At 70.6% G+C, this 25,397-nt stretch carries 24 protein-coding genes; 5 read left to right on the forward strand and 19 right to left on the reverse strand.

Annotated elements, in window-relative coordinates:
- Positions 1 to 2 precede the first annotated feature (2 nt).
- From cydB to RZ50_RS07725, 10 genes are all read right to left on the reverse strand, one after another.
- Complete coding sequence (gene cydB / locus RZ50_RS07680; protein WP_196951137.1) at positions 3 to 1,028, reverse strand: cytochrome d ubiquinol oxidase subunit II; 1,026 nt, start codon at positions 1,026 to 1,028, stop codon at positions 3 to 5.
- 34 nt (positions 1,029 to 1,062) lie between these two features.
- Complete coding sequence (locus RZ50_RS07685; protein ID WP_196951136.1) at positions 1,063 to 2,607, reverse strand: cytochrome ubiquinol oxidase subunit I; 1,545 nt, start codon at positions 2,605 to 2,607, stop codon at positions 1,063 to 1,065.
- A 387-nt stretch (positions 2,608 to 2,994) separates the two neighbouring features.
- On the reverse strand, positions 2,995 to 4,365 hold the full coding sequence (locus tag RZ50_RS07690; protein WP_308271519.1) for an EF-hand domain-containing protein: 1,371 nt from the start codon (positions 4,363 to 4,365) through the stop codon (positions 2,995 to 2,997).
- The gene (locus RZ50_RS07695; RefSeq protein ID WP_196951135.1) at positions 4,358 to 4,987 is read right to left on the reverse strand and encodes a Uma2 family endonuclease; all 630 of its coding nucleotides are present in this window, start codon (positions 4,985 to 4,987) and stop codon (positions 4,358 to 4,360) included. Before RZ50_RS07695 ends, RZ50_RS07690 begins: the two co-directional genes overlap by 8 nt.
- A gap of 198 nt (positions 4,988 to 5,185) precedes the next feature.
- Positions 5,186 to 6,124 (reverse strand): LAETG motif-containing sortase-dependent surface protein, encoded by a 939-nt coding sequence (locus RZ50_RS07700; RefSeq protein WP_196951134.1) that lies wholly within the window; start codon positions 6,122 to 6,124, stop codon positions 5,186 to 5,188.
- A gap of 160 nt (positions 6,125 to 6,284) precedes the next feature.
- The gene (locus RZ50_RS07705; protein ID WP_308271520.1) at positions 6,285 to 7,802 is read right to left on the reverse strand and encodes a HAMP domain-containing sensor histidine kinase; all 1,518 of its coding nucleotides are present in this window, start codon (positions 7,800 to 7,802) and stop codon (positions 6,285 to 6,287) included.
- Between the two features lie 12 nt (positions 7,803 to 7,814).
- Positions 7,815 to 8,603, reverse strand: coding sequence for a response regulator transcription factor (locus RZ50_RS07710; RefSeq protein WP_308271521.1), 789 nt, complete (start codon positions 8,601 to 8,603; stop codon positions 7,815 to 7,817).
- A gap of 223 nt (positions 8,604 to 8,826) precedes the next feature.
- Positions 8,827 to 10,134 carry an aspartate--tRNA(Asn) ligase gene (gene aspS, locus RZ50_RS07715; RefSeq protein ID WP_196951132.1) on the reverse strand — a complete coding sequence of 436 codons (1,308 nt, stop codon included), beginning with the start codon at positions 10,132 to 10,134 and terminating at the stop codon, positions 8,827 to 8,829.
- 152 nt (positions 10,135 to 10,286) lie between these two features.
- On the reverse strand, positions 10,287 to 10,694 hold the full coding sequence (locus RZ50_RS07720; protein WP_196951131.1) for a hypothetical protein: 408 nt from the start codon (positions 10,692 to 10,694) through the stop codon (positions 10,287 to 10,289).
- Positions 10,695 to 10,859: 165 nt separating this feature from the next.
- Positions 10,860 to 11,561 (reverse strand): NAD(P)-dependent oxidoreductase, encoded by a 702-nt coding sequence (locus RZ50_RS07725; RefSeq protein ID WP_196951130.1) that lies wholly within the window; start codon positions 11,559 to 11,561, stop codon positions 10,860 to 10,862.
- A 134-nt stretch (positions 11,562 to 11,695) separates the two neighbouring features.
- Here RZ50_RS07725 and RZ50_RS07730 point away from each other — a divergent pair, with 134 nt between their 5' ends.
- On the forward strand, positions 11,696 to 12,406 hold the full coding sequence (locus tag RZ50_RS07730; protein ID WP_196951129.1) for a TetR/AcrR family transcriptional regulator: 711 nt from the start codon (positions 11,696 to 11,698) through the stop codon (positions 12,404 to 12,406).
- 90 nt (positions 12,407 to 12,496) lie between these two features.
- Here the strand turns inward: RZ50_RS07730 and RZ50_RS07735 are convergent, their stop codons facing one another.
- Positions 12,497 to 12,895, reverse strand: a complete 399-nt coding sequence (locus RZ50_RS07735; protein WP_196951128.1) for a hypothetical protein — start codon at positions 12,893 to 12,895, stop codon at positions 12,497 to 12,499.
- A gap of 233 nt (positions 12,896 to 13,128) precedes the next feature.
- Here RZ50_RS07735 and RZ50_RS07740 point away from each other — a divergent pair, with 233 nt between their 5' ends.
- Both RZ50_RS07740 and RZ50_RS07745 read left to right on the forward strand, forming a co-directional pair.
- Positions 13,129 to 13,848, forward strand: coding sequence for a hypothetical protein (locus RZ50_RS07740; protein WP_308271522.1), 720 nt, complete (start codon positions 13,129 to 13,131; stop codon positions 13,846 to 13,848).
- Positions 13,849 to 13,934: 86 nt separating this feature from the next.
- Positions 13,935 to 14,369 (forward strand): VOC family protein, encoded by a 435-nt coding sequence (locus RZ50_RS07745; protein WP_196951127.1) that lies wholly within the window; start codon positions 13,935 to 13,937, stop codon positions 14,367 to 14,369.
- Positions 14,370 to 14,441: 72 nt separating this feature from the next.
- Here RZ50_RS07745 and RZ50_RS07750 read toward each other — a convergent pair whose 3' ends face one another.
- On the reverse strand, positions 14,442 to 16,529 hold the full coding sequence (locus RZ50_RS07750; RefSeq protein ID WP_308271523.1) for a transglycosylase domain-containing protein: 2,088 nt from the start codon (positions 16,527 to 16,529) through the stop codon (positions 14,442 to 14,444).
- A 472-nt stretch (positions 16,530 to 17,001) separates the two neighbouring features.
- On the opposite strand from RZ50_RS07750, the gene lipB reads away from it, so the two are divergent.
- Positions 17,002 to 17,643, forward strand: a complete 642-nt coding sequence (gene lipB / locus RZ50_RS07755; RefSeq protein WP_308271524.1) for a lipoyl(octanoyl) transferase LipB — start codon at positions 17,002 to 17,004, stop codon at positions 17,641 to 17,643.
- 49 nt (positions 17,644 to 17,692) lie between these two features.
- On the opposite strand, the gene RZ50_RS07760 is transcribed toward lipB, so the two are convergent.
- From RZ50_RS07760 to hisC, 7 genes are all read right to left on the reverse strand, one after another.
- Complete coding sequence (locus tag RZ50_RS07760) at positions 17,693 to 17,893, reverse strand: DUF397 domain-containing protein (protein WP_196951124.1); 201 nt, start codon at positions 17,891 to 17,893, stop codon at positions 17,693 to 17,695.
- Entirely contained in the window at positions 17,886 to 18,341 is a 456-nt protein-coding gene (locus tag RZ50_RS28950) for a Scr1 family TA system antitoxin-like transcriptional regulator (RefSeq protein ID WP_196951123.1), read from the reverse strand. The genes RZ50_RS07760 and RZ50_RS28950 overlap by 8 nt, the downstream gene beginning before the upstream one ends.
- A 105-nt stretch (positions 18,342 to 18,446) precedes the next feature.
- Complete coding sequence (locus RZ50_RS07770) at positions 18,447 to 19,079, reverse strand: DUF5666 domain-containing protein (RefSeq protein ID WP_196951122.1); 633 nt, start codon at positions 19,077 to 19,079, stop codon at positions 18,447 to 18,449.
- Positions 19,080 to 19,088: 9 nt separating this feature from the next.
- Positions 19,089 to 20,300, reverse strand: a complete 1,212-nt coding sequence (locus RZ50_RS07775; RefSeq protein ID WP_196951121.1) for an ABC transporter permease — start codon at positions 20,298 to 20,300, stop codon at positions 19,089 to 19,091.
- Positions 20,297 to 21,100 (reverse strand): ABC transporter ATP-binding protein, encoded by an 804-nt coding sequence (locus tag RZ50_RS07780; protein WP_196951120.1) that lies wholly within the window; start codon positions 21,098 to 21,100, stop codon positions 20,297 to 20,299. Before RZ50_RS07780 ends, RZ50_RS07775 begins: the two co-directional genes overlap by 4 nt.
- Before the next feature lie 2 nt (positions 21,101 to 21,102).
- Positions 21,103 to 22,485: an efflux RND transporter periplasmic adaptor subunit gene (locus RZ50_RS07785; RefSeq protein WP_196951119.1), complete on the reverse strand. Its 1,383-nt coding sequence runs from the start codon at positions 22,483 to 22,485 to the stop codon at positions 21,103 to 21,105.
- 266 nt (positions 22,486 to 22,751) lie between these two features.
- On the reverse strand, positions 22,752 to 23,831 hold the full coding sequence (gene hisC, locus RZ50_RS07790) for a histidinol-phosphate transaminase (RefSeq protein WP_196951118.1): 1,080 nt from the start codon (positions 23,829 to 23,831) through the stop codon (positions 22,752 to 22,754).
- Between the two features lie 336 nt (positions 23,832 to 24,167).
- On the opposite strand from hisC, the gene RZ50_RS07795 reads away from it, so the two are divergent.
- The gene (locus RZ50_RS07795; protein WP_188296553.1) at positions 24,168 to 25,325 is read left to right on the forward strand and encodes a LacI family DNA-binding transcriptional regulator; all 1,158 of its coding nucleotides are present in this window, start codon (positions 24,168 to 24,170) and stop codon (positions 25,323 to 25,325) included.
- Positions 25,326 to 25,397 lie beyond the last annotated feature (72 nt).

The following is a 25,397-nucleotide window of genomic DNA, read 5'->3' on the forward strand; positions in this document are numbered from 1 at the left end:
CGTCAGACCTGTTCGAGCTCGGCGGCCGGGGCGTGGCCGGGGATGTGCTGGACCCCGATCCGCTTGCGGAACACCCAGTAGGTCCAGCCCTGGTAGAGCAGCACCAGCGGGGTGAACACGGCCGCCACGATGGTCATCAGCCGGAGCGTGTACGACGCGGAGGAGGCGTTGCTGACGGTCAGGCTCCAGGCGTCGTTCAGGGTGGACGGCATGACGTTCGGGAAGAGCGCCAGGAAGAGCATCGCGACCGCGGCCACGATGGTCGCCCCGGAGAGGATGAACGCCCAGCCCTCGCGGCCGATCTGGTTGGCCGCGATGGCGCCGAGCAGGGCCAGCACGGCGATGACCAGCGCGACCAGGCTGCGGCCGTTGCCGCTGTCGGCCTGGGTCCAGACCAAGAAGGCCAGCGCCACCACGGCGGTCGCCAGCCCGGCCTTCAGGGCGGCCTGGCGAGCGCGCTCGCGGATCTCCCCGACGGTCTTGAGGGCCGCGAACACCGCGCCGTGGAAGGTGAACAGGGTGAGCGTCACCAGGCCGCCGAGCAGCGCGTACGGGTTGAGCAGGTCCCAGAAGGTGCCGACGTAGTTCTTCTGCGCGTCGATGTCGACGCCGCGCACGATGTTGGCGAAGGCCACGCCCCACAGGAAGGCCGGGAGCAGCGAGGTCCAGAAGATGGCCTCCTCCCAGTTGCGCTGCCAGCGGGCGCCGTCGCGCTTGGCCCGGTACTCGAAGGCCACGCCGCGGATGATCAGGCAGACCAGGATGATCAGCAGCGGGATGTAGAAGCCGCTGAAGAGCGTCGCGTACCAGTCCGGGAAGGCGGCGAAGGTGGCGCCGCCGGCGGTCAGCAGCCAGACCTCGTTGCCGTCCCAGACCGGGCCGATGGTGTTGATCAGCACCCGGCGCTCGGCGGTGTTGCGGGCGAGCGGCTTGGAGAGGATGCCGATCCCGAAGTCGAAGCCCTCCAGGAAGAAGTAGCCGATCCACAGGACCGCGATCAGCACGAACCAGACGTCGTGGAGTTGCATGTCAGATCCTCAGTTCCCCAGTGGTCCTGGTGGCTCAGTACGCGAAGGCGAGCGGCTTGTCGGCGTCCTCGTCCGAGGACGGTCCGCGCAGCGACGGGTCCTTGGCCGGGGGCTGCTCGGTCACGACCGGGCCGGCCTTGGCGTACTTGACCAGCAGCCGGACCTCGACGACGGCGAGGACGGCGTAGAGCAGGGTGAAGGTGACCAGGGCGCCGATCTGGGTGCCGACGCTGACGTTGGGGGAGACGGCGCTGGCCGTGGTCATCAGGCCGAAGACGGCCCAGGGCTGGCGGCCCATCTCGGTGAAGATCCAGCCGAAGCTGTTGGCGATCAGCGGGAAGCCCATGGTCAGGATGCCGATCCGCCAGCTCCACTTGGTGAGCAGCGGGCCCATCTCGCGCTTCGGGGTGAGCATCAGCCGGGGCACCTCGGTGTCGCCGGTGCGGAACTCGGGGTGCAGGAAGAGCTTCCTGCGGGTGGTCCACAGGCCGATCAGGCCGGCCACGAAGGAGGTCATCCCGAAGCCGATCATGAAGCGGAAGCCCCAGTAGGTGACGAAGACGCTCGGGATGTAGTCCTTGGGGTCGCCGCCGTGCTGGGCGGCCTCGGCGGCGGCGGTGTCGTTGATGCCGGGGACGGTGGAGCTGAAGTCGTTGTGGGCGAGGAAGGACAGCACCCCGGGGACCTCCAGGGCGACCGAGTTGTGGCCCTTGCTGACGTCGCCGACCGCGAAGATCGAGAACGGCGCCGGCGACTGGGTGTCCCAGAGCGCCTCGGCGGCGGCCATCTTCATCGGCTGCTGCTCGAACATGACCTTGCCGAGGGTGTCGCCGCTGAGCGCGGTGCCGGCGCCGAAGACGACCGCGAGCACCAGGCCGAGCCGCAGCGAGGTGCGCATCACGGCGGTCTTCTTGGGGTCGGCGGTCTCGGGCCTGCGCTTGGCCTTCCAGAGGTGGAAGGAGGCGATGCCGACCATGAACGCGGCGCCGGTGAGGAAGGCGGCGGTCAGGGTGTGGAAGACGACGGTGAGGGTGGTGTTCTGGAACAGCACCTTGGCGATGTCGGTGAGCTGCGCCTTCCCGGTGGCCGGGTCGATCGTGTAGCCGACCGGGTGCTGCATCCAGCTGTTGGCGGCCAGGATGAAGTAGGCGGAGAGCACGGTGCCGAGTGCGACCATCCACATGCAGGCGGCGTGGATCTTCTTCGGCAGCTTGTCCCAGCCGAAGATCCACAGGCCTATGAAGGTGGACTCGAAGAAGAAGGCGATCAGCGCCTCCATCGCGAGCGGGGCGCCGAAGACGTCACCGACGAAGCGGGAGTAGTCGGACCAGTTCATGCCGAACTGGAACTCCTGGACGATGCCGGTGACGACGCCCATCGCGATGTTGATGAGGAAGAGCTTTCCCCAGAACTTCGTCGCGTGGAAGTACTTCTCCTTGTTCGTCCGCACCCAGGCGGTCTCCAGCCCGGCCACGATGGCGGCCAGGCTGATCGTGAGCGGGACGAAGAGGAAGTGGTAGACGGTCGTGATGCCGAATTGCCATCGCGCGATGGTCTCGTGAGCGATTGCCAGTTCCACGTCGCCCTCTCTCCAGGCAGCTCCACATGGAGCAGTTCAGGACAAACTTCATCTATAGCCGTAGACCGCTGCTCAACCACACAAGCTTGTCCGCTTGTGAACGTGAACACGTTCACAAGGGCCAGTATCCATCATCCTTACGAGGGAAATGCAGGTGGGGTGGGGTTTTCAGCCGTGTGCGGTGCGTCACGCTGCGCTCCGCGGCACGCCCAGTCTGCGGAGCCGGCCCTGGTCGGGGCAACGAACGCCGGGGCGGAACCCGGCCACGTCTTGGCCGAACCGGCGCTTGACAGGGCTCGACGCCGCTTGACAGGAGCGCGCCGGGTTACGGGTGAGCAGGGTCGTCAGGGGTGGTTCGTGACGGGTGGCCTCGTGACGGGCGGTTCGTTACGGGCGGCCGAGCAGTTGGGCGCCCGAGGTGGAGTCGGCGCGGGCCGTGAAGAACTCGGTGAAGCCGTGCAGGAACTCCTCCACCGTGATCCGCCCGTCCCCGTCCACGTCCAACTGGCGGAAACCGTGCGACAGCTCGGCCGGGTGGACGCGCGGCCCGCCGAACACCACCCGGTACTCGTCGAACTCCAGGAAGCCGCTGCCGTCGGTGTCGGCCGCCGTGAACACCGCCCGCAGCGCGGGCAGCAGCCCCCGCTCCAGGTAGGCCTCGTCCCGGTCGCAGCCCGCCAGGGTGGCCGCCACGAACTCCTCCCGGCTGACCTTCCCGTCCCCGTTCGCGTCCATCGCCGCGCGCAGTTGCTCCCACCAGCCCTCGAAGGCCTCGTACACCCGGGCCTCGCCCGCCTCGTCCAGCTCCAGCTGCCAGCACACGTTGTGCGCCATCGCCCGCAGGTCGTGCACGGTGATGAAGCCGTCGCCGGTCTGGTCCAGCACCTCGCGGAAGAACCGGTCCACCCGGGGCCCGCGCGCGTCCCCGCCCGACCGGGGCTGGCGGGGGAGGCGGGGCGGGCGGTGCTCCTCCGGGGAGCGGTAGCGCAGCCGGTCCGGGAGCCGGGGGACGACGGCGCCGGCACCCCGGTGCAGCAGGACGGACAGCAGCGCGGCCCGACGGGTGCGGACCAGCCCGAACCGCTCCCGCACGGCGGGCGGCAGGTCCGCCACCGTCAGGTCGGTGATCACCCGGGCGACCAGCACCCGGGTGATCCGCCACCCGGTGTCCCCGAGGAACCACAGCCGGCGCGGCCGGGGCGCCTCGCGCAGCATGTCGCCCAGCAGGTAGCGCGCCGCCTCGGTGAACTCCAGCCTCTCGCGGGCGTACCGGGCGAAGTAGGCGGGCAACTCGGCCGCCGTGGCGGGGAGTTCCTGCTCGGGCAGGTCGAAGGCGGCGATCGCCTCCTTGAACTCCGCGTACGCCAGCTCCAGTTGCCCGGCGTCGTAGCGGTCCCCGCCGAGACGCCGCATGGTGACCACGCACTCGAACAGCGTCAGCAGCACCCACACCCTGGTCGCCGCGTCCCGCGCGTCGTACGGCTGCCCGTCCGCCATCGTCCCGCGGATCCGCTTGTGCGACCGGTTCAGCCGCGCGACCTCCCGCCGCAGCGTCTCCGCGTCCTGGTAGAACAGCCGCCGCCCGCTCCCCAGCGTGTGCTCGACCCGCCGCCACGGATGTGCCCGGTACGTCGAGTGCTCCGCCATCCCGGCCCCCACCACCGGATCCGCCGCCTGCAGCACCAGCAGCCGCCAGGCCACCAGGGCGATCCGCCACTCGGACAGGTCCCGCTTGAACGAAACACCCGGGTCAGGCACGGGGCCCTCCAGTGATCTCGGGGCCGATCACGAAGCCCTTGGCGGGACCCTCCGGGATCACGGCCTCCTTGCCGTACGGGACCCGGGTCGAGGAGTTGTAGTCACGGCGCTTGGGGTCGGGAGTGGTGAGGACGGTCACGGCGCCACCGTCGTCGTGGTCATCGATGATCACGTACACCGGGATGCCGGCGGCGGCGTAGGCACGACGCTTGACGACGTGATCACGGCGGCGGTTCTCGGCGCCTGGAGAGACGGTCTCGACAACGAGGAGAACACCGGAAGCGAGCAGGCCCTTGCCTTCCGGGTGGTCGATCTCCTCGATCTCCCTCTGGGCCACGAACACGTCGGGGATGAGCACCTTGAACCCGTCGATGACGTTGCAGTCGTTCCCCGGCCTCCAGTCACTGCCGCGCAAATGCACGAACAGATCCTCAAGAACCCGGTTGTTGACATCGAAATGGCGACTGCTGCCGGTGGGTGACAATGTGATCGTCCCCTCGATGATCTCCGCTCGGAAGCCCTCGGGCACGTCCAGGGACTTCCACACTTGCCACAGCACCTGGTCCAGGTTCACGGCGACGGTCCTCTCGGCGACGGCCCTCTCGGCAACGAGCGCGCTCATGGGAACACCCCATTTCCCGTCCAGTGTGATCAGCCCGTGCGAGTCCGCACAAGCAACGGCAGCACGGTCGCACACGACCATGGGGCTGTTCGGGCGAACGGCGGCGGGTTCACTCGATCGAGGAGTTTCGAGCCCGGAGAGCGCGGAACCGCAGGGCGGGCCGGGAGGCGGCCTGTCCTGCGGTTCGGGGGTGCGGGGTCAGGAGGTGGAGCGTGCCGGCTTGCGGCGCGAGACGTGGAGGGCGGCGGCGCCGAGGCTGATGGCGAGGCCGGAGCCCAGGGCGAGGTACGGGGTGGCCGGGTTGGAGCCGGTCTCGGCGAGCTCGGTGGGCGAGCCGGTGACCGCCTTGGCCGGAGTGGTCGACGAGGTCGACGAGGTCGAAGTCTTCGCGGCGACGGTCGACTTGGTCGACTTGGTCGAGGCGGGCGACGCGGTGGTGTCCGCGGCCTGGGTGACGGTGCCCGGCTGCTCGGCCGGCTGCTCCGCGGGCTGCTCGGCGGGCGTCTGGTTCTTCTGCCGCTCGGCCGCCTCCTGCTCGGCGTAGGCGGCCGCCTGCGCGTCGGCGTACGCCTTGTTGGCCGTCTCGTAGGCCTTCTTCGCGGCCGCCACGGCCTTCTCCGCCTCGGCGACCTTGGCGCTCTCGGCGGCCAGGGCGTCGTTCAGCTTCTTCTCGGCGGCCGTCACGGCGGCCTTGGCCTTGGTGTCGGCGTCGTGCGCCTCGTTGGCGGCCTTGGCTGCCGCCTGCAACCGCTCGCGGGCCTTGTCCAGCTCCTCCGGCTTGGCGGACCCGAACGCCAGCGAGGCCGCCTCGATCTCCTTCTCGGCGGCGGCCGACGCCGCGGCGGTCTTCTCGACCTCGGCCTTGGCCCGCACCACCCACATGAGGTAGGGCTGCGGGTCGGCCTTGAAGACCTCGAAGTTCTGCTGCGCGGAGGCCTGCCGGACGTGGGCCGCGTCAAGGGCCGCGAACGCGTCCTTCTGGGCCTTCTCCAGCGCGGCGAGCGCGGCGCTGTCGATGTGCGTCGGCGCCGCCGGAGCCGAATCCGCGAAGGCGGGCGCCGCGGAGAAGACGGCTGCGGGCGATATCACGGCGGCGACGAGGGCGGCCGAGACCACCGTACGGCGGAGGTTCAACATGACCTCTTTCAGGGCGAACGAAAAGCAGAGTCCGTTTCGTCGGACGGTTCTTGACCATCCGGCGGAGGATGATCATAGGCATGCGGATTCTCTCGTTCCATTCGGTTTTCCGGGGCGGGTGGGGAAATTGACGAGTCGACAAAATCCGCCGGAAAACCCGTCAGCCGTTCGCCGGTAGTTCGACCCGGAAGGTGGCGCCCTCGCCGGGGGCGGTGTCCAGGGTGAGGGTGCCGCCGTGCGCGCGGGTGAGGGCGGTGGCGATGGCGAGGCCGAGTCCGGCGCCGCCGCCGTTGTCCCGGCTGCGGGAGGCGTCGACCCGGAAGAAGCGGTCGAAGACCCGCTGGGCCTGTTCCTCGGTGAGGCCCGGCCCGGAGTCGGCGACCTCCAGCAGGCAGACGCCGTCCGCCCCGCCGCCGACGCCGATCCGGACCGGGGTGCCGGGCGGGGTGTGCTTGACCGCGTTGCCGACCAGGTTGGTGACCACCTGCCGCAGCCGCGCCTCGTCGCCGAGGACGGGCGCCGCGCCGGGCGCGCCCGTACCCGAGGGGCCGGTGAGCGCGACCGGCCGGCTCGGGTCCAGGGCGGTGACGTCGTGCAGGGCGTCGGCGGCGAGGGTGCGCAGGTCCATCGGGGCGAGGTCGAGCGGGCGCTCCTCGTCGAGCCGGGCGAGCACCAGCAGGTCCTCGACCAGCGCGCCCATCCGGTCGGCCTCGCTCTCGATCCTGGTCATGGTCCGCGTGACGTCCGCCTCGGTGGGCAGCGCGCCCATCCGGTACAGCTCGGCGAAGCCGCGGATGCCGGCCAGCGGGGTGCGCAGCTCGTGCGAGGCGTCGGCGACGAAGCGCCGCATCCGGGCCTCGGACTCGGCGCGGGCGGCGAAGGCCGCCTCGATCTGGGTGAGCATGCCGTTGAGCGCGATCGACAGCCGGCCGACCTCGGTGCCCGGGGAGAGCTCCGGCATCCGGTGCGACAGTTCGCCGGCGGCGATCCGCGCGGCGCCCTCCTCGATCCGCCGCAGCGGCCGCAGCCCGGCCCGTACGGCGAAGAAGCCGAGTGCGGCGATCAGCACCAGGACGGCCCCGCCGATCGCCAGGAAGGAGGTGTGCAGCTTGTCGGTGGTGGCGTCGACGTCCTCGCGGGAGACGGCCACCATGACGTAGGTCGGGTTGGTGGTCGGCGAGGCGTAGGCGCTGGACCCGGGGGCGGACCCGCCCGCCCCGGCGGCGGGCCGGGGCGGCTGGAGCGGCAGCACCAGGACCCGCCAGCTGTGGTGGCCGCGCTGGTCGGGCAGGTCGAAGGGGATGTCCGGGGCGGTCCGGGTCGGGTCCAGCCCGGCCAGTTGCGGCGCCGGGTCGCTGTCCGAGACGGGCTGGCGCATGACCGCCTGGACCTTGCCGTCCGAGGACAGGTACTGCACCAGGTACTGGCTGGGCAGGCTGATCCGCCGTCCGGCGACGGCGGGCTTGCCGACGGTCGGCGCGGTCACCTGGGCCGGGGGCTTGCGCGACAGCGGCAGCCCGTACCGCTGGAGCTGCTCGTCCAGTTGCTCGACCAGCTGCGCCCGTACGGTGCCGAGCACGAAGGCGTCGCTCACGGCGAGCCCGGTGGTGACCAGCGCGAGCGCGAGCACCAGCAGCCGGGCGCGCAGCGACAGCCGGGAGGAGAACCGGGCGAACACGGGACGGACCGGTCAGCCCTGCGGGGGGCGGCGCAGCGCGTAGCCGATGCCGCGCACGGTGTGGATCAGCTTGGGGCCGTGCGCCGGGCCGGAGTCGAGCTTGCGGCGCAGGTAGGAGATGTAGGACTCGACGATGGAGAGGTCGCCGCCGAAGTCGTAGGCCCAGACGTGGTCGAGGATCTGCGCCTTGGACACCACCCGGCCGACGTTGGCCATCAGGTAGTGCAGCAGCTTGAACTCGGTCGGGGAGAGCGAGACGGTGGCGCCGGCCCGGGTGACCTCGTGGGCGATCGGGTCGAGGGTGAGGTCGGCGACCATCAGCCGCCCGTCCTCGGCCGGCCCGCCGGCCCTGCGCAGGATCGCGCGGATCCGGGCTATCAGCTCTTCGAGGCTGAAGGGCTTGGTGACGTAGTCGTCGGCGCCCGCGGCCAGGCCCTGCACCTTGTCGCCGACGCCGTCCTTGGCGGTGAGGAACAGCACGGGCAGGGGGTCGCCGGGGTGGCCGTGCGCCGGTGCGGCGATCTGGCCCCGGCTGGCGCGCTCCCGCAGCTTCTCGACCACGGTGAACCCGTCGAGGTCGGGCAGCATCACGTCGAGCACCACGAGGTCCGGCCGCTCGGCGGCGATCAGCTCCAGCGCCTCCGTCCCGGTCGCGGCGGAGGCCACCCGGAACCCGGAGAACCGCAGCGAGGCGGCGAGCAGTTCGCGGATGTTCGGCTCGTCGTCCACGACGAGGAGGAACGCCTCGCCCTGGCCCCCGGCCACGTTGGAGCCGCCCGGTGTGGTGACAGTGCCTTGCACGGGGGTTTCGCCTCCCGATCGGACGATGGCGTTCAGCATGAGGCTAGCTTCCGGAGGCTATGCGACATCGATGAATGTTGGATTAACACCTTATCCGGCGGTTTCAGCACGACAAGCCCCTCGGTGCGGGCTCGCTTGGTGTGCGTACGGATTCGACCGCGCACAGTGAACGCCCCGCCCCCGGGAAGGACTCCCGGGAGCGGGGCGCCGGACCGACCAGGTCCTACGGTTCGAGGCGGTGCGGCCCCCGGAAGAGGAAGGTCGCCTCGCGGAGCGAGGACAGGCCGAGGGCGAGCATGAGCAGCCGGCCGAGCCCGAGGCCGAAGCCGCCGTGCGGCGGGGTGCCGTAGCGGAAGCAGTCGAGGTACCCGGAGAGCGGACCGGTGTCCATGCCCTTCTCCCGCGCCTGGGCGACCAGGCGGTCGTGGCGGTGCTCGCGCTGGGCGCCGGTGGTGATCTCCAGGCCCTTCCACAGCAGGTCGAAGGACTCGGTGACGCTCGGGTCCTCCTCCGGCCGCAGGTGGTAGAAGGGCCGGACGGAGGCCGGGAACCTGGTCACGAAGACGAACTCGTGCCCGCTCTCCTCCGCGATCAGCCGGTGCAGGGTGCGCTCGCCCTCGGGGTCGAGGTCGTCCTTGACGCCCTCCCGGTCCCAGCCGGTGGCCCGCAGCCGGGCGAGGGCGTCGGCCATCGTGATCCGTGGGAACGGCAGTGCGGGGACGACCACCTCGGTGCCGAAGTGCTCGGCGATCGCCTCGCCGTGGCGCTCGGCCACCGCGGCCAGGACGCGGTGCAGCATCCGCTCCTCGAAGGCCATCACGTCCTCGACCCCGTCGACCCAGGCGATCTCGACGTCGACACCGGTGAACTCGGTGGCGTGGCGCGAGGTGAAGGACGGCTCGGCGCGGAACACCGGCCCGATCTCGAAGACCCGGTCGATGCCGCCCGCGATGGCCATCTGCTTGTAGAACTGCGGGGACTGCGCGAGGTACGCGGTGCGGTCGAAGTAGCCGACCTCGAAGACCTCGGCGCCGGACTCGGAGGCCGTGCCCATGAGCTTGGGCGTGTGCAGCTCGGTGAAGCCCTCCTCGGCGGCGACCTCGCGCATCGCCTGCTCGACGGTGGTCTGGACGTCGAAGACGAGGTGCTGGGAGGGCCGCCGGAGGTCGAGGAAGCGCCAGTCCAGGCGCTGGTCGATGCCGGTCCTCTCGTCGATCGGCAGCTTGGGCTCGGCGAGCGAGACGAGCTCGACGTGCTCCGGGACGATCTCCAGTCCACCCAGCTTGACCTGCGGGTTCTCGACCACCTTGCCGGTGATCTTCACGGCGGACTCGACCGTCACGCGCTCGAAGGCGGACTCGATCACGTCGTGCTCCCCACCCCGCGGGTGGGTGACCTGCACGAGGCCGGTGTGGTCCCGGACGAGGACGAACTGGATGCGCCTCTGCAGCCGGAGCGTGTTCACCCAGCCGTAGACGGTGACCGTCTCGTCGAGGTGGGAACGGAGGTCTGCGACGAGGGTACGGGCCATGACGGGAACTCCCCGGGTTTGCGGACGCGTTGCTCGCGCCACGACGACGGGCGGTAGACGGCCGCCCTGGGCGCGTTCACCCTAGGGGATCCGGATCACCGGGGTCCTCCGAATTAAGCCGATCAAGCCCGACCGAGCCTGGTCAAGCCCGGTCAGGCCTCGCCGTGCCCGGCGAGGCGGGCGGTGCGGGTGAGGACGGCGACGGCGATCAGCGCGAGGGCGGAGAGGCCCTGGAGGACGGCGTACCAGGGCGGGCAGAGGCCCGGGACGAGATCGACGCCGATGATGGCGACCGGCATGACGGCGGTGACGGTGCGGAGGCGGTCGAAGGCCCGGCGGGAGCCCTCGGCGGCACGGACGGCCATCCGGTGGACGACCGGGGCGGCGGCCAGCAGGATCACCCCCCGGATCCACAGGAAGGCGGTCGTGCGGTGGCCGGTGAGCGCCATGACGGCGGTGACCGCGAGGACGATCGCGCTGACGGCGCCGAAGAGCGCGACGCACTTCCTCACGGTGGAGAAGGCGTCCTGGGTACGGGAGTTGTCGACGGTCGCGGCCATGGGTTCGGTCCCTCCGGGTCGTGGTGGTGACGACGCTACGGAGCGGCCGGACGCCCGGGTACGGGGCTGGACGCACGAAGGGGTGGGGCCAGCCCCACCACCGACCCGCCCCCGGGGGCCCCTGCGCGGAGCAAGGGGCCCCTGGGGGCTCCCCCAAGTGTCGGTTCAGTAGCCGATGGTGAAGCGGCGCTGGACGAAGCGGGGGAGTTCGGCCTCGTCGATCAGGGCGACGGCGGCGTCCTCGGCGGAGATGCGGCTCCGGCCGTCGGCGTCGAGGACGGGCTGGTCGCCACCGATGCGGAAGCGGCCGGTGCGCTCGCCCGGGGCGATCAGTTCGGCCGGGCTGAAGTAGGTCCAGAGGCGGTTGGAGAGGCGCAGGACGTTCAGCGCGTCGCGGTGGCCGAGTACGGCTGCGGTGTACTCGCGGGGCAGGCCGAGTGCGTCGAGCGCCTCGTGGACGAGCTCCTCGTGGTCGGTGCGGACGACGCCCGGCGCGATCTCCAGGCTGCCGGCGCCGCCGATGACGATCAGCCGGGTGCGGGGGTGGCTGTCCAGGGCCTTGAGCAGGGCCCTGGCAGCCGTCGCGTAGACGGTCGGGTCGGCGATCGCGCGCCGGACGGCGTCGTCGAAGTCCTTGGCCGCGTTCCCGGGCTGGTAGCCGCTGATCAGGACGTCCAGGCCGGGCAGGACGGCGGCGATGCTCGCGGCGTCGAGGACGTCGACGCTGGCCCAACTGAGGTTCTCGCGCGGGTCGGTGATCGCGGAGGCGTCCCGGCTGAACGCCGTGACGCGGTGTCCGCGCTGGAGGGCCTCGGTGACGATGCGGCTGCCGATGACGCCGCTGGCTCCGATGACGCCGATGTGCATGGTTCTCCCCTTGATTCATGCCGTGGTCGTGCCGGATGGACGGTGCGAGGACCGCTGTCCTCACGCCGAGAGGGAACTATACGGCGTGAAGTTTTCACACGGCAATCAGTGTGGTGACGCGGTAGAGTGAGCCGGTGGCAGGCACCCGAAGCACTGGACGGCGTGAGCGGCTCCGGGCCGAGACGACCGCCGAAATCAAGAGCACCGCACTGGAGTTGATGGGAACCGGCGGCCCCGACGCGATCACCCTGCGGGCGATCGCCCGCGAGATGGGCATGACCGCCAACGCCATCTACAGCTACTTCGCCACCCGCGACGACCTGGTCACCGCCCTCATCGCGGACGTCTACACGGCGCTCGCCGACGCCGTCGACGCCGCCTGGTCCGCCTCCGCCCAGGACGCCCCGGCGCAGCGGATCCAGGCCTGGGCGCACGCCTTCCGCGGCTGGGCCCTGGCCAACCCCGAGGGCTTCCGGCTGATCTACGGCGACCCCGTCCCCGGCTACCGCGCCCCCGACGGTGGCGCCGCTCCGGACGCCGCCCGGCGAGTCTGCGTCGGCGTCACCGCACTGGCGGAAGCGGCCTGGGCCGGCTACGAACAGCCCCACGGGGACGCCGAGTTCGACTGGGAGGACTTCGACCCCGGCCTGCTCGACAAGGTCCGCCCGGCTTTCCCCGCGCTACCGCCCGCCGGGGTCGCCCTGGCCATGCGGATCTGGGGCCACCTGCACGGCTTGATCGCCCTGGAGATCTACGGCCACCTGCGCACCCAGACACTCTCGCCGGACAAGCTCTTCCACTCCGAACTCACCCAGCTGGTGAAAACGTTGGGCCTCGAAGCGTAGGCCACGGCGCCACCCGGGGCCCGGCCCGGTGAACGGCGGCGGTGCGCCCGGGAGCGCTCGCGGGCACGGCCGCCCGGGGGCGACCAGGACTCACCGGACCTCGGGGGTGAGGGGCACTGCGGCCGCGCCGTGTTCGCGGATGTCGGCGATCAGACGCTGGGCGTGTTCCTTCGCCCGTTTGTGCCTGCTGAAACCGATCACGAGAGTGCGCGGCTCCGGTGGGCCGACCTTGATGCTCAGGTTGTAGGGGTGCCCCCCACGGCGCCGCCGCACCACGGCGTACACCAGGTTCCCCAGGACGGTCACGGTGATGCCCACGAGAACGATCACGACGCCGAAGATGTCGCCCCCCGGGTCGCTGCCGTCCAGGAACGATCCAAAGCTGTCCTCACGCAGTCGGATCACCACGGGGACGCCGTCCGGCCCGACGACCCAGTCCCCCGTCCCTATCGGTCTGCCGTACTTCTCGTCTTCGATCCGCCCCATCATGACCACGACCTCTCGGCGGGGAGTTGGAGGCGCCGGGGACCGCCAACTCCTGTGTACCGTCGCCAGGTTGCGAGGAGCAAGGGCCGGGGCGGACGAAACTTGCGGGGAGGCGGCGCAGGAAGGGGGTGGGGTGGGGCCGGCTCACCGGGCTGCGGGAACGGCCCCACCCGGTGGTGATTTCCGGGCGGATAAACCCTGGAGGAATACGGCGGGGCTGGGGGATGATCGGCCGTGTGGCCGAGAACGTGATGGCAGACGCGGACGACGCTCGCGCGTGGGACGAGCGGCTGGGCTGGGCATTCGGCCTGATAGCGGATGATCCGCAGGAGAGGGGCCCGGCGCTCGTCCGACTGACCGAGGCCCGGCGGAAGGTCTCGGAGGCACTCGCCCGGTACAACGAGACGCTGTGGCTGGCGTCCCACCTGGGGACGGAGGAGCAACGCCACGACTCGGCCCTTCGACAGGCGTTCCAGGTGTACTACCAGGCCCGGAGGCGTTCACTGCCTGATGGGCTGTGGGAGGCCCTCGACCCCGGTGAACTGGCGACCTGGCCGGGGCTTCCCTATGCGCTGCTCTTCCTGGAGTGGGAGGCGAAGTACCCGCAGGCGTGGACGTGCCACGCGAAGGCGTGGGGCACCAAGCAGAGCCTCATCCGGGACCTGGCCGCCGCCCGTCTGGACGAGGCGAGCAGGGCGAAGCTCACCGATCTGGTCGAGATCGTCGTCCACCGGGCGCACCGCTGCAAGGACCGCGAGTACGCGCGGATAGCCCGGGCCGTCGACGGCGCCGACCTGCGCGACAGGCTCCGTCGCGCCGCCGAGTCGGACAGCCCGTGGGCCCGGTGCCAGGCGGGGTACGTGCTCTGGCTCCTCGACCGCCCCGATCTGCCGAACAGCCGGCATGTCTGGCGGGAGTGGTTGGCGGGCCGGGATTCGACGGATGCACCGGGCTGACCGAATGGCCTTTCACCGCGCCAACACGTAAATGCGCAACGGTAATTGAGAAGCGTACCCCCCCTTGCCGTTGCTAGGGTGGCCCGATGGCATCGGTCAAGCAGTTCCAGGTCACCTTCGATTGTGCGAACCCCGAGCGCGTCGCCCGTTTCTGGTGCGAGGTGTTGGGGTATGTCGTGCCGCCACCGCCGAAGGGGTTCGATTCCTGGGAGGATTTCAATCGCTCGCTGCCGCCTGAGCGCCAGGATTCGGCGTTCGCCTGCATAGACCCCACGGGTGTGGGCCCGCGCCTGTACTTCCAGCGCGTTCCCGAAGGCAAGGTCGTCAAGAACCGGGTGCATCTCGACGTTCGGGTCGGCACCGGGCTCGTGGGTGAGGAGCGCCTCGCCGCCCTTGAGGCCGAGTGCGAACGACTGGTCGCGCTCGGTGCGGTGCACCTGCAGACCCTGTACGCCGATGGTGTCAACGAGTCGTGCATCCCGATGCAGGACGTCGAGGGCAACGAGTTCTGCATCGACTGAGCATCGGGCCCGAGCACTTCGCCCCGCCGAGCCGGTGCTCGACGGGGCGAAGTGCTGTGGTCGGTGCTGTGGTCAGTGCTGCGAGCCGGACGGGGTGGTGGACGGCGAGCCCGTGCCGGTCCCGGCCTTGCCCGGGTCGGACCTGGGTGCCGGGTCCGGGATGTCGGCCATCGGCAGGGACTGCTTGGGCGCGCCCCGCAGGGCCTGGTTCATGGCGTCCCGCCAGATCGGTCCGGGGCCGTCGGCGCCGAACACCTCGGTGTGGTACTTCCCGTTGATGGTGATGTCGCGCATCTCGACCCCGCCGGCCGGGCCGCCGAGCCAGACGGCGGTGGCGAGCTGCGGGGTGTAGCCGTTGAACCAGGCGGCTCGCTTGCGGTCCGAGGTGCCGGTCTTGCCGGCGATCTGCCGGTTGTCCTCCAGGTTGAGCGCAGCACCGGTGCCGCTGTTCTCGGTCACGCCGTTCAGGACGGTGTTCAGCGCCTGTGCCGTCTTCTCGGAGAAGGCCTTCTCGCAGTGGCCGGCCGGGACGGGGACGTCCTTGCCCTCCACCGTGGTGATCTTGTTGATGGCGATCGGGGAGCAGTACGTCCCTTCGGCGGCGAAGGTCGCGTAGACGTTGGCCATGGTCAGCGGGCTCATCTCCTCCACCCCCAGGGCCATCGCGGGGACCTCTTCCAGGGGCTTGCCGCTGGCCTTGGTGGTGATGCCGAGCTTGTTGGCCATCTGCTTGACCGCGCAGAGGCCGATCTCCTGCTCCATCTGCACGAAGTAGGTGTTGACCGAGAGGGCCATGGCCTCCTTCAGCTGGTAGGGGCCCTTTTCTCTCGCGGATTCGTTGGGCACCACCGTCTTGGGCCTGCCCTCGTTCTTCCAGGTCCCCTCGCAGGTCGTCATCGTCGGGTACTCAAGCGAGTTCGGGGACGAGTACTCCTGGGTCGGCGACAGGCCCGCCTCCAGTGCCGCGGCCGCGACGATCGGCTTGAACGTGGAACCGGGCTGGAAGCCGTTGCCGCCGCCCATCGCCGCGTCGACGTTGAGGTTGACGACGGTCTGGTTCTTCTCCTTCACCAGACCGTAGGGGCGGGTCTGGGCCATGGCGAGGATCTTGCCGGTGCCGGGCTCGACCATGGTGGCGGCGGCGGAGACGGTGTCGGTGACCCGCACCTTGCTGCTCACCGCGTCCTGGGCGGCGGCCTGCTTGTCCGGGTCCAGCGTGGTGTAGATGTTCAGGCCGCCGGTGTTCCAGAGCTTCTTCCGCTCCTCGGCGCTCTTGCCGAAGGCCGGATCCTGCTTGACGACGTGGCGGACGTAGTCGCAGAAGAAGCCCATGCCGGCCTTGGCGGTGATGCAACCGTTCTGCGGATCGCGGTAGTTGAGGCCGAGCGGCGCGGCCTTGGCCTCCTTGGCCTGGTCCGCGGTGATGTGCTTGTTCTCCAGCATCTTGTCGATGACGGTGTCCCGGCGCTTCTGGGCGGCCACCGGGTGAAGCTTCGGGTCGTACTGGGACGGGTTCTGCACCAGCCCGGCGAGGGTGGCGGCCTCGGCGATGGTCAGGTCCTTGTTGTTCTTGCCGAAGTAGCGCTGGGACGCGGCCTCCACGCCGTAGGCGCCGTTCCCGTAGAAGGTGATGTTGAGGTAGTTGGTGAGGATCTGGTCCTTCGGCAGCTCCTCCTCCAGCTTGATCGCGACCTTGAGCTCCTGGATCTTGCGGCCCAGGGTCTTGCGCTGGGCCTCCAGGACGGCGTCGTGGTCGTCCCCGGCGTTCTCCACGTTGACGTTCTTCACGTACTGCTGGGTCAGCGTGGAGGCACCCTGCGAGGCGGTACCGCTCTCCGCGTTCTTGCCGACCGCGCGCAGGATGCCCTTGAGGTCGACGGCGCCGTGCTCGTAGAACCGGGCGTCCTCGATGTCCACCTGGGCCTGCCGCATGAACGGCGACATCTGGTCGGCGGTGAGGACGGTGCGGTCGCGCTCGTAGACCTTGGCGATCAGGCCGCCCTTGGCGTCGAAGATCTGGGTGGCCTGGGTGAGCGGCGGGGTCTTGAAGTCGTCGGGGATGTCGTCGAAGCCCTCCGCCGTCCCCTTGGCCGCCAGCCCGATGCCACCGGCGGCGGGCAGGGCGACGCCCGCCAGCAGCACACCGGACACGACGCTCACACCCAGGAAGGTCGCACCGAAGCGGGCCAGCCGAAGCGGCGTGCTGCGGGCCGGGCGGGGATCCGCGTCATCGGAGGAATTCCGTATCGGAGGGAGATTCGATTCCATCCCGGAATGCTAACTCCCAACCACCGCTGGTCGAACGGTTTTTCGTGCGCGACTGTCACGGCCGTGCAACAGATGATTGAGTTGACTTCGAAGAGACAAATTGCATACGAACTTCATGGGCGTGGCAAAATTCGGCGGTTTGCACTCGAATCGCATCACCCCGCGTGCGGCACCCCTCCCTCCCCGTGGCCCTGACATCAGTTAGATGCCGCGAGCGGGGCGAAAGGTTGCTCGCGTCCGGACGATCCGGCCCGCCGGCGCGTGCAACTGGGGCCGCACCAGAGCCCGTTCGTCCCGGTCGTACCTTCGTTCGGCGTACGCTCGACCTGTCCATCGAACGGGGCTGGCGCCGAGAGGGGCGAGTGTGAGCGAGCGCGGGCTGGAACGGGTCGACCTGGGAGAGATCCCCTACACCGAAGCGGTTGAGGAGATGGGCACCTGGGTCCGACAGCGCCAGGAGGGGTTGATCGCGGATCGACTGGTGCTGCTCAGCCATCCTCCGGTGATCACCTACAGCGCACGGACACCGCGTCATGAGCTGCCCGTGCAGGGCGGGATACCCCTGGTTGAGGTGGACAGGGGTGGCCAGGCGACCTACCACGGACCGGGGCAGCTGATCGGCTACCTGGTGATGAACCTCCGTGAGCGCGGCCCGGGGGATGTCGTGCACTGGCTGGAGCAGGGGTTGATCGATGCCCTGGACTCGCTGGGCCTGGAGGCCGTTCGGCGCGACACCCCGCCCAGGGCGCAGAGCCTGGTCGGGGTCTGGACGCCGGAGCACAGGAAGGTCGCCTCGATCGGCATGAGGATTCGCGGTGGCGTGACGAGCCACGGGTTCGCCCTGAACGTCGCACCGGACCTGGCGGAGTTCTCGGCCTTCACGGCCTGCGGGCTGCCCGAGGTGGAGATGACCTCACTCGCGGAGATGGCTGCCGCTGCGGGCCGACCCGCCCCTGGCGAGGTGGCGGTGCGGGAGGCTGTGGCCGCCGCGCTCGGGGCGGTCTGATGCCACCGGCGGCCCCTTGCGAGCAGCAAGGGGCCGCCGGGAGAGTTCGCTAGGAGTTGGTGGTGAGGTGGTCGAACTCGCCGGCCCTGGCGCCCTGGAGAAACGCCGCGAACTTGACGGGCGTGGTGCGGACGATCACGTCGCCATCGTCGGACTCACGGAGTTCGACCGCTCCATCGACAACACGGACCTCGACGCATTCGGAGTTCGCAGCCGAGTAACTGGACTTCTGCCAGGTGGAGTTAGGCATTTTTGCTTTCCATATCCTTCTTGATGGATTGAATGAACTCCCGGGACTCCTCCTCCGAGAGAGCCGCTGAATCGATCCGGTTGAGCAGGGAGCGAAACTGGGCAGTGTGAGCCGGTGCGTCGTAGAGCACACTGTCCAGGCCTGAATCCATCTGCGCTGTGTCGAGCTCAGGAACTGGGCCCTCGACATACGTGAAGTTCTCGTGGTTGACCGGAAGCGTATCCACATCGAACAGCACGACTCGGATCGAGATGGTCGACCGCTCGGAGCCCTCGATGAGGCTACCCAGCAGCGCGGCATTCCCTACGGACTCCTCTGGGGCTCCGCCTCCCCCGGCGAGACCACGCTCGACGGGCGGCTCCTGATCGACTTCGGGAACGCTCCCGTCAGCACCTTGATCAACCTCCTCCACCTGCTCCGCGACCTGGAGAGGGACGAGGCGTGGCACCGGTGACCTTCTTGATCGGCATCGACGACCGCCACTGAACACGCGAAGGCCCTCGCCCACTCGGGAGGGCGAGGGCCTCGCGGTCGTCCGACCTGCTTCCGGGGGTCAGCCGCCGGACGAGTTTCGGGGGGCACCGCCGCCGAAGCCACCGCCACCGCCACCGCCACCGCCACCGCCGAACCCGCCGCCAGCGGCGGCGCCTTCGACGAGCTGGGTGGCGTTGTAGCCGCCACTGGAGTCCGGTGTGCCGACAACCGTCACGCTCTGCCCCGGCTGGAGGTCGGCGACCTTGCCTTCCTTGTTGAGCTGGACCTTGGTGGAGTCACCCGTGGTGACCTTGATGGTGTTGCCGTTGGCGTCCGTCAGGTACACCGTGTTGCCGTCCACCGCCTTGACCGTCCCCCGTGCGAAGCCGGCCTGCCCGGCGCCCTGGCCCTGGCCCTGGCCCTGGCCACCCCGCCGACCGGCGTTCTGCCCGTACCCCCCAGCAGCCGGAGCCGCCGAAGCCCGCGCGGACTTGCCCGTCGCCCCACTGCTCCCGTGGTTCTGCTGGAACCACACCCCGCCCGCGAACGCCCCCGTGGCGATCACCCCGCCCGCGAGCACCAGGCTCAGCCAGGGCAGCTTCCGCCGTGGCGGCGCCGCCAGTTCGGCGCTGACGTCCCGCGCGTCCGGCGGGGTGGAGAGGAGGGCCACCTGGGCGGCATGGGTGTCGACCGTGGCGATCTCGTGGCTCATGAGGTCCTCCTACTCGTGCCGCAGGGCGTCGATCGGCCGCAGCGACGCGGCCCGGTTGGCGGGGTAGCTGCCGAAGAACAGCCCGATGGCGACGGCGATGCCGAACGCGCCGAGCACCGACTCGGGGATCACCACCGGCTTGATGCCGACGATGCTGAAGTGCGAGCCGATCAGCCCGGCCGCCACGCCCAGCCCCGCGCCGATCACCGACAGCAGGGTGGACTCGGTCAGGAACTGCCCGAGGATCACCGCACGAGGCGCGCCGAGCGCCTTGCGGATGCCGATCTCCCTGGTCCGCTCGGTGACCGTCACCAGCATGATGTTGGTGATCCCGATCCCGCCGACCAGCAGCGAGATCGCCGCCACCGCTCCCAGCAGCACCGTGAAGGTCTTGGTGGTGCTCTCCCTCGCCGTGAGCAGCGAGGCCTGGTTGGTGATCCGGAAGTCGGCCTTGCTCGGGTCGGCGATCGCGTGGGTGCCGAGCAGCACCCGGGTGATCTCGGCCTGCGCCGCCGTGGTCGTGTCCGCGGAGGCGGCCTGCACCAGGATCTGGTTGACCGGCCCGAAGCCGGTGAACGCGTTCTGGACCGTCGGCAGCGGTGCGATCACCACATCATCGGGATCCGTGAATCCGCTGCCGCCCTTGGCCTGGAGCACGCCGACCACCGTGAACGGCGTACCGCCCAGCACGATCTTCTTGCCGACCGGATCCTCGGTGTCGAACAGCTGCTTGGCCGTCGTCGCACCGAGCACCGCGACCTTCCGCGAGCCCAGCACGTCGTCGTCCGTGAAGTACTCGCCGTGCGCCACCTTCTGGTTGGCGGTCTCGAAGTACGCCGGGTACGTGCCGACGATCGACCCCGGGCTGTACGAGATGTTCCCGTACAGCGCCGTGCCGCTCGTCGTGACGACGGGCGCCACCGACTTGATCGCCGAGGAGTCCCCGTCGCTCGCCAGCGCCTTGGCGTCGGCGACCGTCAGCTTCTTCACCGAGGAGGTGGCCCGCGAGCCACCGGCCGCCGAACCGGCGCTCACCGTCAGCGAGTTGGTGCCCAGCGAGGTGATCGAGTCCTTCACCGCCTGCGAGGAGCCGTTGCCCACCGCCAGCAGCAGGATCACCGAGGCCACACCGATCAGCACCCCCAGCATGGTGAGCGCCGAACGCACCTTGTTGGCCGCGAGCCCGCCCACCGCGAAACGGAGCGTCTGCCAGAGGATCACGCCCGCACCTCCGCCTCGTACAGGAAGGGCGGCGGCCCGTCCACCGGCGCCTGCCGGACGTCGTCGACGATCTGCCCGTCGACCAGCCGCAGCACCCGCTTGGCATGCCGGGCGACCTCGTCCTCGTGGGTGATCAGCACGACGGTGCGGCCGGTGGCGTTGAGCCCGTCGATCAGGGCCAGCACCTCCTCCGTCGACCGGCTGTCCAGGTTGCCGGTCGGCTCGTCCGCGAGCAGCAGCGCCGGCGCCGTCACCAGCGCCCGCGCCACCGCGACGCGCTGCTGCTGGCCGCCGGAGAGCTCGTTGGGCTTGTGGCCGGCCCGCTCGGCGAGGCCGACCAGCGACAACGCGGCCATCGCCCGACGGCGCCGCTCGGCGGTCCGGACCCCCGCGTAGGCCAGCGGCAGTTCGACCTGGGCGAGGGCGGTGGTGCGCGGGATCAGGTTGAAGGACTGGAAGACGAAGCCGATCTTGCGGTTGCGCACCAGCGAGAGCTGCTGCTCGTCGAGGTGCCCGACGTCGATGCCGTCCAGCAGGTAGCGGCCGGAGGTCGGGACGTCCAGGCAGCCGAGGATGTTCATCAGGGTGGACTTGCCGGAGCCCGAACTGCCCATCACGGCGACGTAGTCGCCCTGTTCGATGTCCAGGCCGACGCCGGCCGGCCCGCCGGTCTCCGGGTCGTCCGGGCCGCGCAGCGCGTGCACGGTGGCGTCGCCGTGCCCGTACGACTTGGTGAGCCGGCGGATCCGGATCACCGGTACGGGGTGCGCGGGGACGCGGTTGTCGATGACGTGACGCATGCTCAGCCCTTACCGCCCCGGCCGCCGCCACCACCGGCGCCACCCCCGCCGGGGATGCCCATGGAACCGCCGCCGCCCGTGCCCCGGCCGCCGGCGCCACCCAGGCCCGGGAAGGAGCCGTTCGGGAAGCCGTTGCCGCCGCTGGTGCTGGGCAGTTCGACCTTGTCGCCCTCCTTCAGCCCGGAGGTCACCTGCACCGTGCTGTCGCCCTCGACGCCGACCGTGACGTTGACCCGCTCGGTGCTGCCGTCCTCGTGCACCACCGTCGCCGTCCGGCTGCTGCCGGTGCCCGACAGGGCCGAGGTGGGCAGCGACAGCGCGTTGTCGGCCTCACCGGTGATCACCTGGACGGTCGCGCTGAGGCCGGTGCGCAGCGTGCTGGTGTCGCCGCCCAACTGGAGCGTGGCCGCGTACTGGACGGCGGAGGAGCCTGCGCCGCCGCCGGAGGAACCGCTGACCGGCAGCGAACTGACCGACAGGACGGTCGCGTTGAGCTTGGTGTCGGACTGCGCGTTCAGGGTGACCGTCGCCGCCTCGCCCTTCTTCAGCTTGAGCGAGTCGAGCTCGGAGAAGTCCGCGGTGACCTGCATCCCGGTCGGGTTGGTCAGCACGATGAAGCCGCTCGGCGAACCGGAACTCCCGCTCGTGCCCGTCGACTTGGTCGATGCCGAGGACGAGGACGAGGAGCCGCCCGCCCCGACGGTGTCGCCGACCTTCGCGGAGACCGAGGCGACCGTCCCGTCCACCGAGGCGGTCAGGGTGGTGCCGGCCAGCGCCTGCTGGGCGTTGGTGAGGTTGGTCTGCGCGGTGGCGACCTGCTGCTGGGCCTGGGCCACGGCCGCGTCGTCGACCTTGGTGGTGGTGACGGTGGTGGTCTGCGGAGCGGGCGTGCTGCTCCCGCCCGCCCCGCGACCTCCGCCACCGCCGGTGCCACTGCCCCCGCTGCCACCGGTCGGGTCGGTGGCGGGCAGCGGCTCGGTGGTCGTCGTGGTGACCCCGGCCTGCGCCTTGGTGAGGTTGGCGTTGGCCGTGGTGAGGGCCGCCTGGGCCGCGTCCACCTGCTGCTGGGCCGCCGTGGTGTCGACGGTCGCGAGCACCTGCCCCTTCTTGACGGCGTCCCCCACCGCGACCTTGACCGCGGTGAGCCGCCCGCCGGTGGCGAAGTCCTGGGCCGCGTCGGTCGGCGAGACCAGGGTGCCGGTTCCGGACACGGTGGCCAGGACCGTGCCCTTGGCCACCGTCGCGGTACGGGCGGCCGGCTTGGCGGCGGCCGAGCCGCCGCTGCCGTCGACCGTCGCGTACACCAGGGCGGCACCGCCCAGCAGGGCCACGCCGAGCGCGGAGTTGACGAGGACGGCGCCTCGCCGCCGTGGGAGCACCTTCATGGCGGACAGCTTCCCGGGGAGCTCTTGCGGAGCCCTGGGCACGGGCTGGGAGAAGACTGACCGGCCGCATCCGGGCATTGCGGACACAACGGTCAGTTCGTACGGTCGCCTTGGCCGCGGCGTGGCCGTTCGTTGGCGGAACTCCCAGCCACCTCCCAGCAATGCACAGCCATCCGGGAGGCGGCGGGGCGGGAAAGCCGCAGGGGCGCACCCCGTACGGGAGTGCGCCCCTGCGGAAGGAACGAACCTCGGCGCCCTGGCGGCCCTCAGAGCGTCTTGCGGAACGCCTCCGCCACCGAGAGGAAGATCGAGTTGCCCTCGACCTCGCCGATCGACACCCGCACGCCCTCCGGGAACGGCCGGACGATCACCCCGGCCTCGGCGCACGCGGCGGCGAACTCCGCCGAGCGCTCGCCGAGCCAGAGCCAGACGAAGTTGGCCTGCGAGTCCGGGATCTCCCAGCCCTGCTCGCGCAGCCCGGCGACCACCCGGGCGCGCTCCTCGACCAGCGCCTCGACCCGCTCCAACAGCGCCTCCTCCGCCCGCAGCGAGGCGACGGCGGCGTTCTGGGCGAGCTGGCTGACGCCGAACGGGACGGCGGTCTTGCGCAGGGCGTTGGCCACCGGCTCGTGCCCGATCGCGAAGCCGACCCGCAGGCCCGCCAGGCCGTACGCCTTGGAGAAGGTGCGCAGCACGCAGACGTTGGGGCGGTCGCGGTAGAGGTCGATGCCGTTGGGCACCTCGGGGTCGCGGATGAACTCGATGTACGCCTCGTCCACGACCACCAGGACGTCGCTCGGCACGGCGTCGAGGAAGCGCTCCAGCTCGGCGCGGTGGATCACGTTGCCGGTGGGGTTGTTGGGGTTGCAGACGAAGACCAGCCGGGTGTTTGGGGTGATCGCGGCGAGCATCGCGTCCAGGTCGTGGTCACCGCCGGCGGTGAGCGGGACCGGGACGGGCGTGGCACCGGCGACCTGGGTGATGATCGGGTAGGCCTCGAAGGAGCGCCAGGCGAAGATCACCTCGTCGCCCGGGCCGGCCGTGGCGAGGACCAGAGACTGGGCGACGCCGACCGAGCCGGTGCCGAGGGCGATGTGCTCGGCGGGGACGCCGAAGCGCTCGGCCAGCACGGCGGTCAGCTCGCTGATGCCCATGTCGGGGTAGCGGTTGAACGAGCCGGCCGCGGCGACGGCCTCCTCCAGCACGCCCGGCAGCGGGGCGTACGGGTTCTCGTTCGAGGACAGCTTGTAGGCGTCGGCTCCGGCCGGCTTGCCGGGCTTGTAGGTGGGGATGCCGTCCAGGGTCGTACGCAGACGGGGGCCCTGCGCTGACGTACCACTGCTCACGGTCGTACTCCTTCGTGTCTCTCCGGTCCGCCCGCCCTGCCACGGTCGGGGTCGCCGCCGTGGCCCGGGATCTCGGAACGCGCCCGGACCACCCCGGTCGGGTGCCTTGCACGATACCGACCCGCCCTCACCCGTAGGAGTGAGATGCCCGGTCGGGTTACAGGTACAGATCAGCCATTCTGCCCGGTTCCTTTGGCACATGTCAGAGGTAAGACGGCCGGTTTCGGGCGGGGATCGAAGGGGCGCACCCCGGCTCACTCATGGAGAAACGTATCTCCAAAGGCTTCCGATGCGCCGGTCACAGACCCTTGTCAGGAGCCATACGATCGGTCCGCCATGACAGCAGCAGCCAACCAGAGCGGTCGGCGTCCCACCACCTCACGGCGTCTGGAGCGGGCCGGCATCCGGGATGTGGCAGCAGCCGCCGGAGTGTCGATCACCACCGTCTCCGACGCGCTGAACGGAAAGGGCCGCCTGCCCGACGAAACCCGCAGCCGGGTGCGCGAAGTCGCCGAGCGCCTCGGCTACCGCCCCTCGGCGGCGGCCCGCACCCTGCGCACCGGACGGTCAGGCCTGATCGGGCTGACCGTCACGACCTACGGTGAAGAGCCGTTCACCTTCACCGAGTTCGCGTACTTCGCCGAGATGGCCCGGGCCGCCACCAGCGCCGCCCTGGGCCGCGGCTACGCGCTGGTGGTGCTGCCCGCCTCCTCCCGGCACGACGTCTGGGGCAACATCGCCCTGGACGGCACCGTGGTGATCGACCCGCCCGACCAGGACCCCCTGGTCAGCGAGCTGTACCGGTCCGGCGTCCCGGTGGTCAGCGACGGCAAGCCCGGCAACTGCCCGGTCACCGCCTGGGTCGACAACGACCACGAGGCCGCCGTGCTCGGCATCCTGGACCACCTCTCCGAGGCCGGCGCCCGCCGGATCGGCCTGCTCACCGGCACCAGCACCGACACCTACACCCGGCTCTCCACCGAGGCCTACCTCGGCTGGTGCGCCAAGGTCGGACAGGAGCCGGTGTACGAGACCTACCCGGCGCACGACCCCGCCGCGGGCGCCGTCGCCGCCGACCGGCTGCTCGCCCGCCCCGACCGGCCGGACGCCGTCTACGGACTGTTCGACCCCAACGGCACCGACCTGCTCGCCGCCGCCCGCCGCTACGGCCTGCGGGTGCCGGACGACCTGCTGCTGGTCTGCTGCAGCGAGAGCGACGTCTACGCGACCACCGAGCCGCCGATCACCACGCTCTCGCTCAAGCCCCGCAAGATCGGCACCACCGTGGTCAACCTGCTCATCGACGCCATCGAGGGCGTCGACTCCGGGACGGGCGTGGACATCGCCCGGCTCTTCCCACCGCGCTTCCGCACCGCCGGCACCGGGCCGCCGCCGGGCACCCTGATGCCGACCGAGCTGATCGTCCGCGCGTCCTCCCAGCGACGGAGCCCGCGCACCACCGTCAGCCCGCCCCGGCCCCCGGGCGAGGTGTAGGGCGTGCGCCCCTGGGCATGCGCGCCCCTAGGCGTTCTCCCCTGGGCCCGGCAAGATCCGCCGGCCAGGCCC

The sequence above is a fragment of the Kitasatospora sp. SUK 42 genome (assembly GCF_015776785.2).
In the GTDB taxonomy this organism is placed as follows: domain Bacteria; phylum Actinomycetota; class Actinomycetes; order Streptomycetales; family Streptomycetaceae; genus Kitasatospora.

What these genes read in the sequence shown, in the direction of transcription:
- cydB (WP_196951137.1), bottom strand. Translation starts at nt 1,028, where the DNA reads ATGCAACTCCACGACGTCTGGTTCGTGCTGATCGCGGTCCTGTGGATC.
- RZ50_RS07695 (WP_196951135.1), bottom strand. Translation starts at nt 4,987, where the DNA reads ATGAGCGCGCTCGTTGCCGAGAGGGCCGTCGCCGAGAGGACCGTCGCC.
- RZ50_RS07700 (WP_196951134.1), bottom strand. Translation starts at nt 6,124, where the DNA reads ATGTTGAACCTCCGCCGTACGGTGGTCTCGGCCGCCCTCGTCGCCGCC.
- aspS (WP_196951132.1), bottom strand. Translation starts at nt 10,134, where the DNA reads ATGGCCCGTACCCTCGTCGCAGACCTCCGTTCCCACCTCGACGAGACG.
- RZ50_RS07720 (WP_196951131.1), bottom strand. Translation starts at nt 10,694, where the DNA reads ATGGCCGCGACCGTCGACAACTCCCGTACCCAGGACGCCTTCTCCACC.
- RZ50_RS07725 (WP_196951130.1), bottom strand. Translation starts at nt 11,561, where the DNA reads ATGCACATCGGCGTCATCGGAGCCAGCGGCGTCATCGGCAGCCGCATC.
- RZ50_RS07735 (WP_196951128.1), bottom strand. Translation starts at nt 12,895, where the DNA reads ATGATGGGGCGGATCGAAGACGAGAAGTACGGCAGACCGATAGGGACG.
- RZ50_RS07745 (WP_196951127.1), top strand. Translation starts at nt 13,935, where the DNA reads ATGGCATCGGTCAAGCAGTTCCAGGTCACCTTCGATTGTGCGAACCCC.
- RZ50_RS07760 (WP_196951124.1), bottom strand. Translation starts at nt 17,893, where the DNA reads ATGCCTAACTCCACCTGGCAGAAGTCCAGTTACTCGGCTGCGAACTCC.
- RZ50_RS07770 (WP_196951122.1), bottom strand. Translation starts at nt 19,079, where the DNA reads ATGAGCCACGAGATCGCCACGGTCGACACCCATGCCGCCCAGGTGGCC.
- RZ50_RS07780 (WP_196951120.1), bottom strand. Translation starts at nt 21,100, where the DNA reads ATGCGTCACGTCATCGACAACCGCGTCCCCGCGCACCCCGTACCGGTG.
- RZ50_RS07785 (WP_196951119.1), bottom strand. Translation starts at nt 22,485, where the DNA reads ATGAAGGTGCTCCCACGGCGGCGAGGCGCCGTCCTCGTCAACTCCGCG.
- RZ50_RS07795 (WP_188296553.1), top strand. Translation starts at nt 24,168, where the DNA reads ATGACAGCAGCAGCCAACCAGAGCGGTCGGCGTCCCACCACCTCACGG.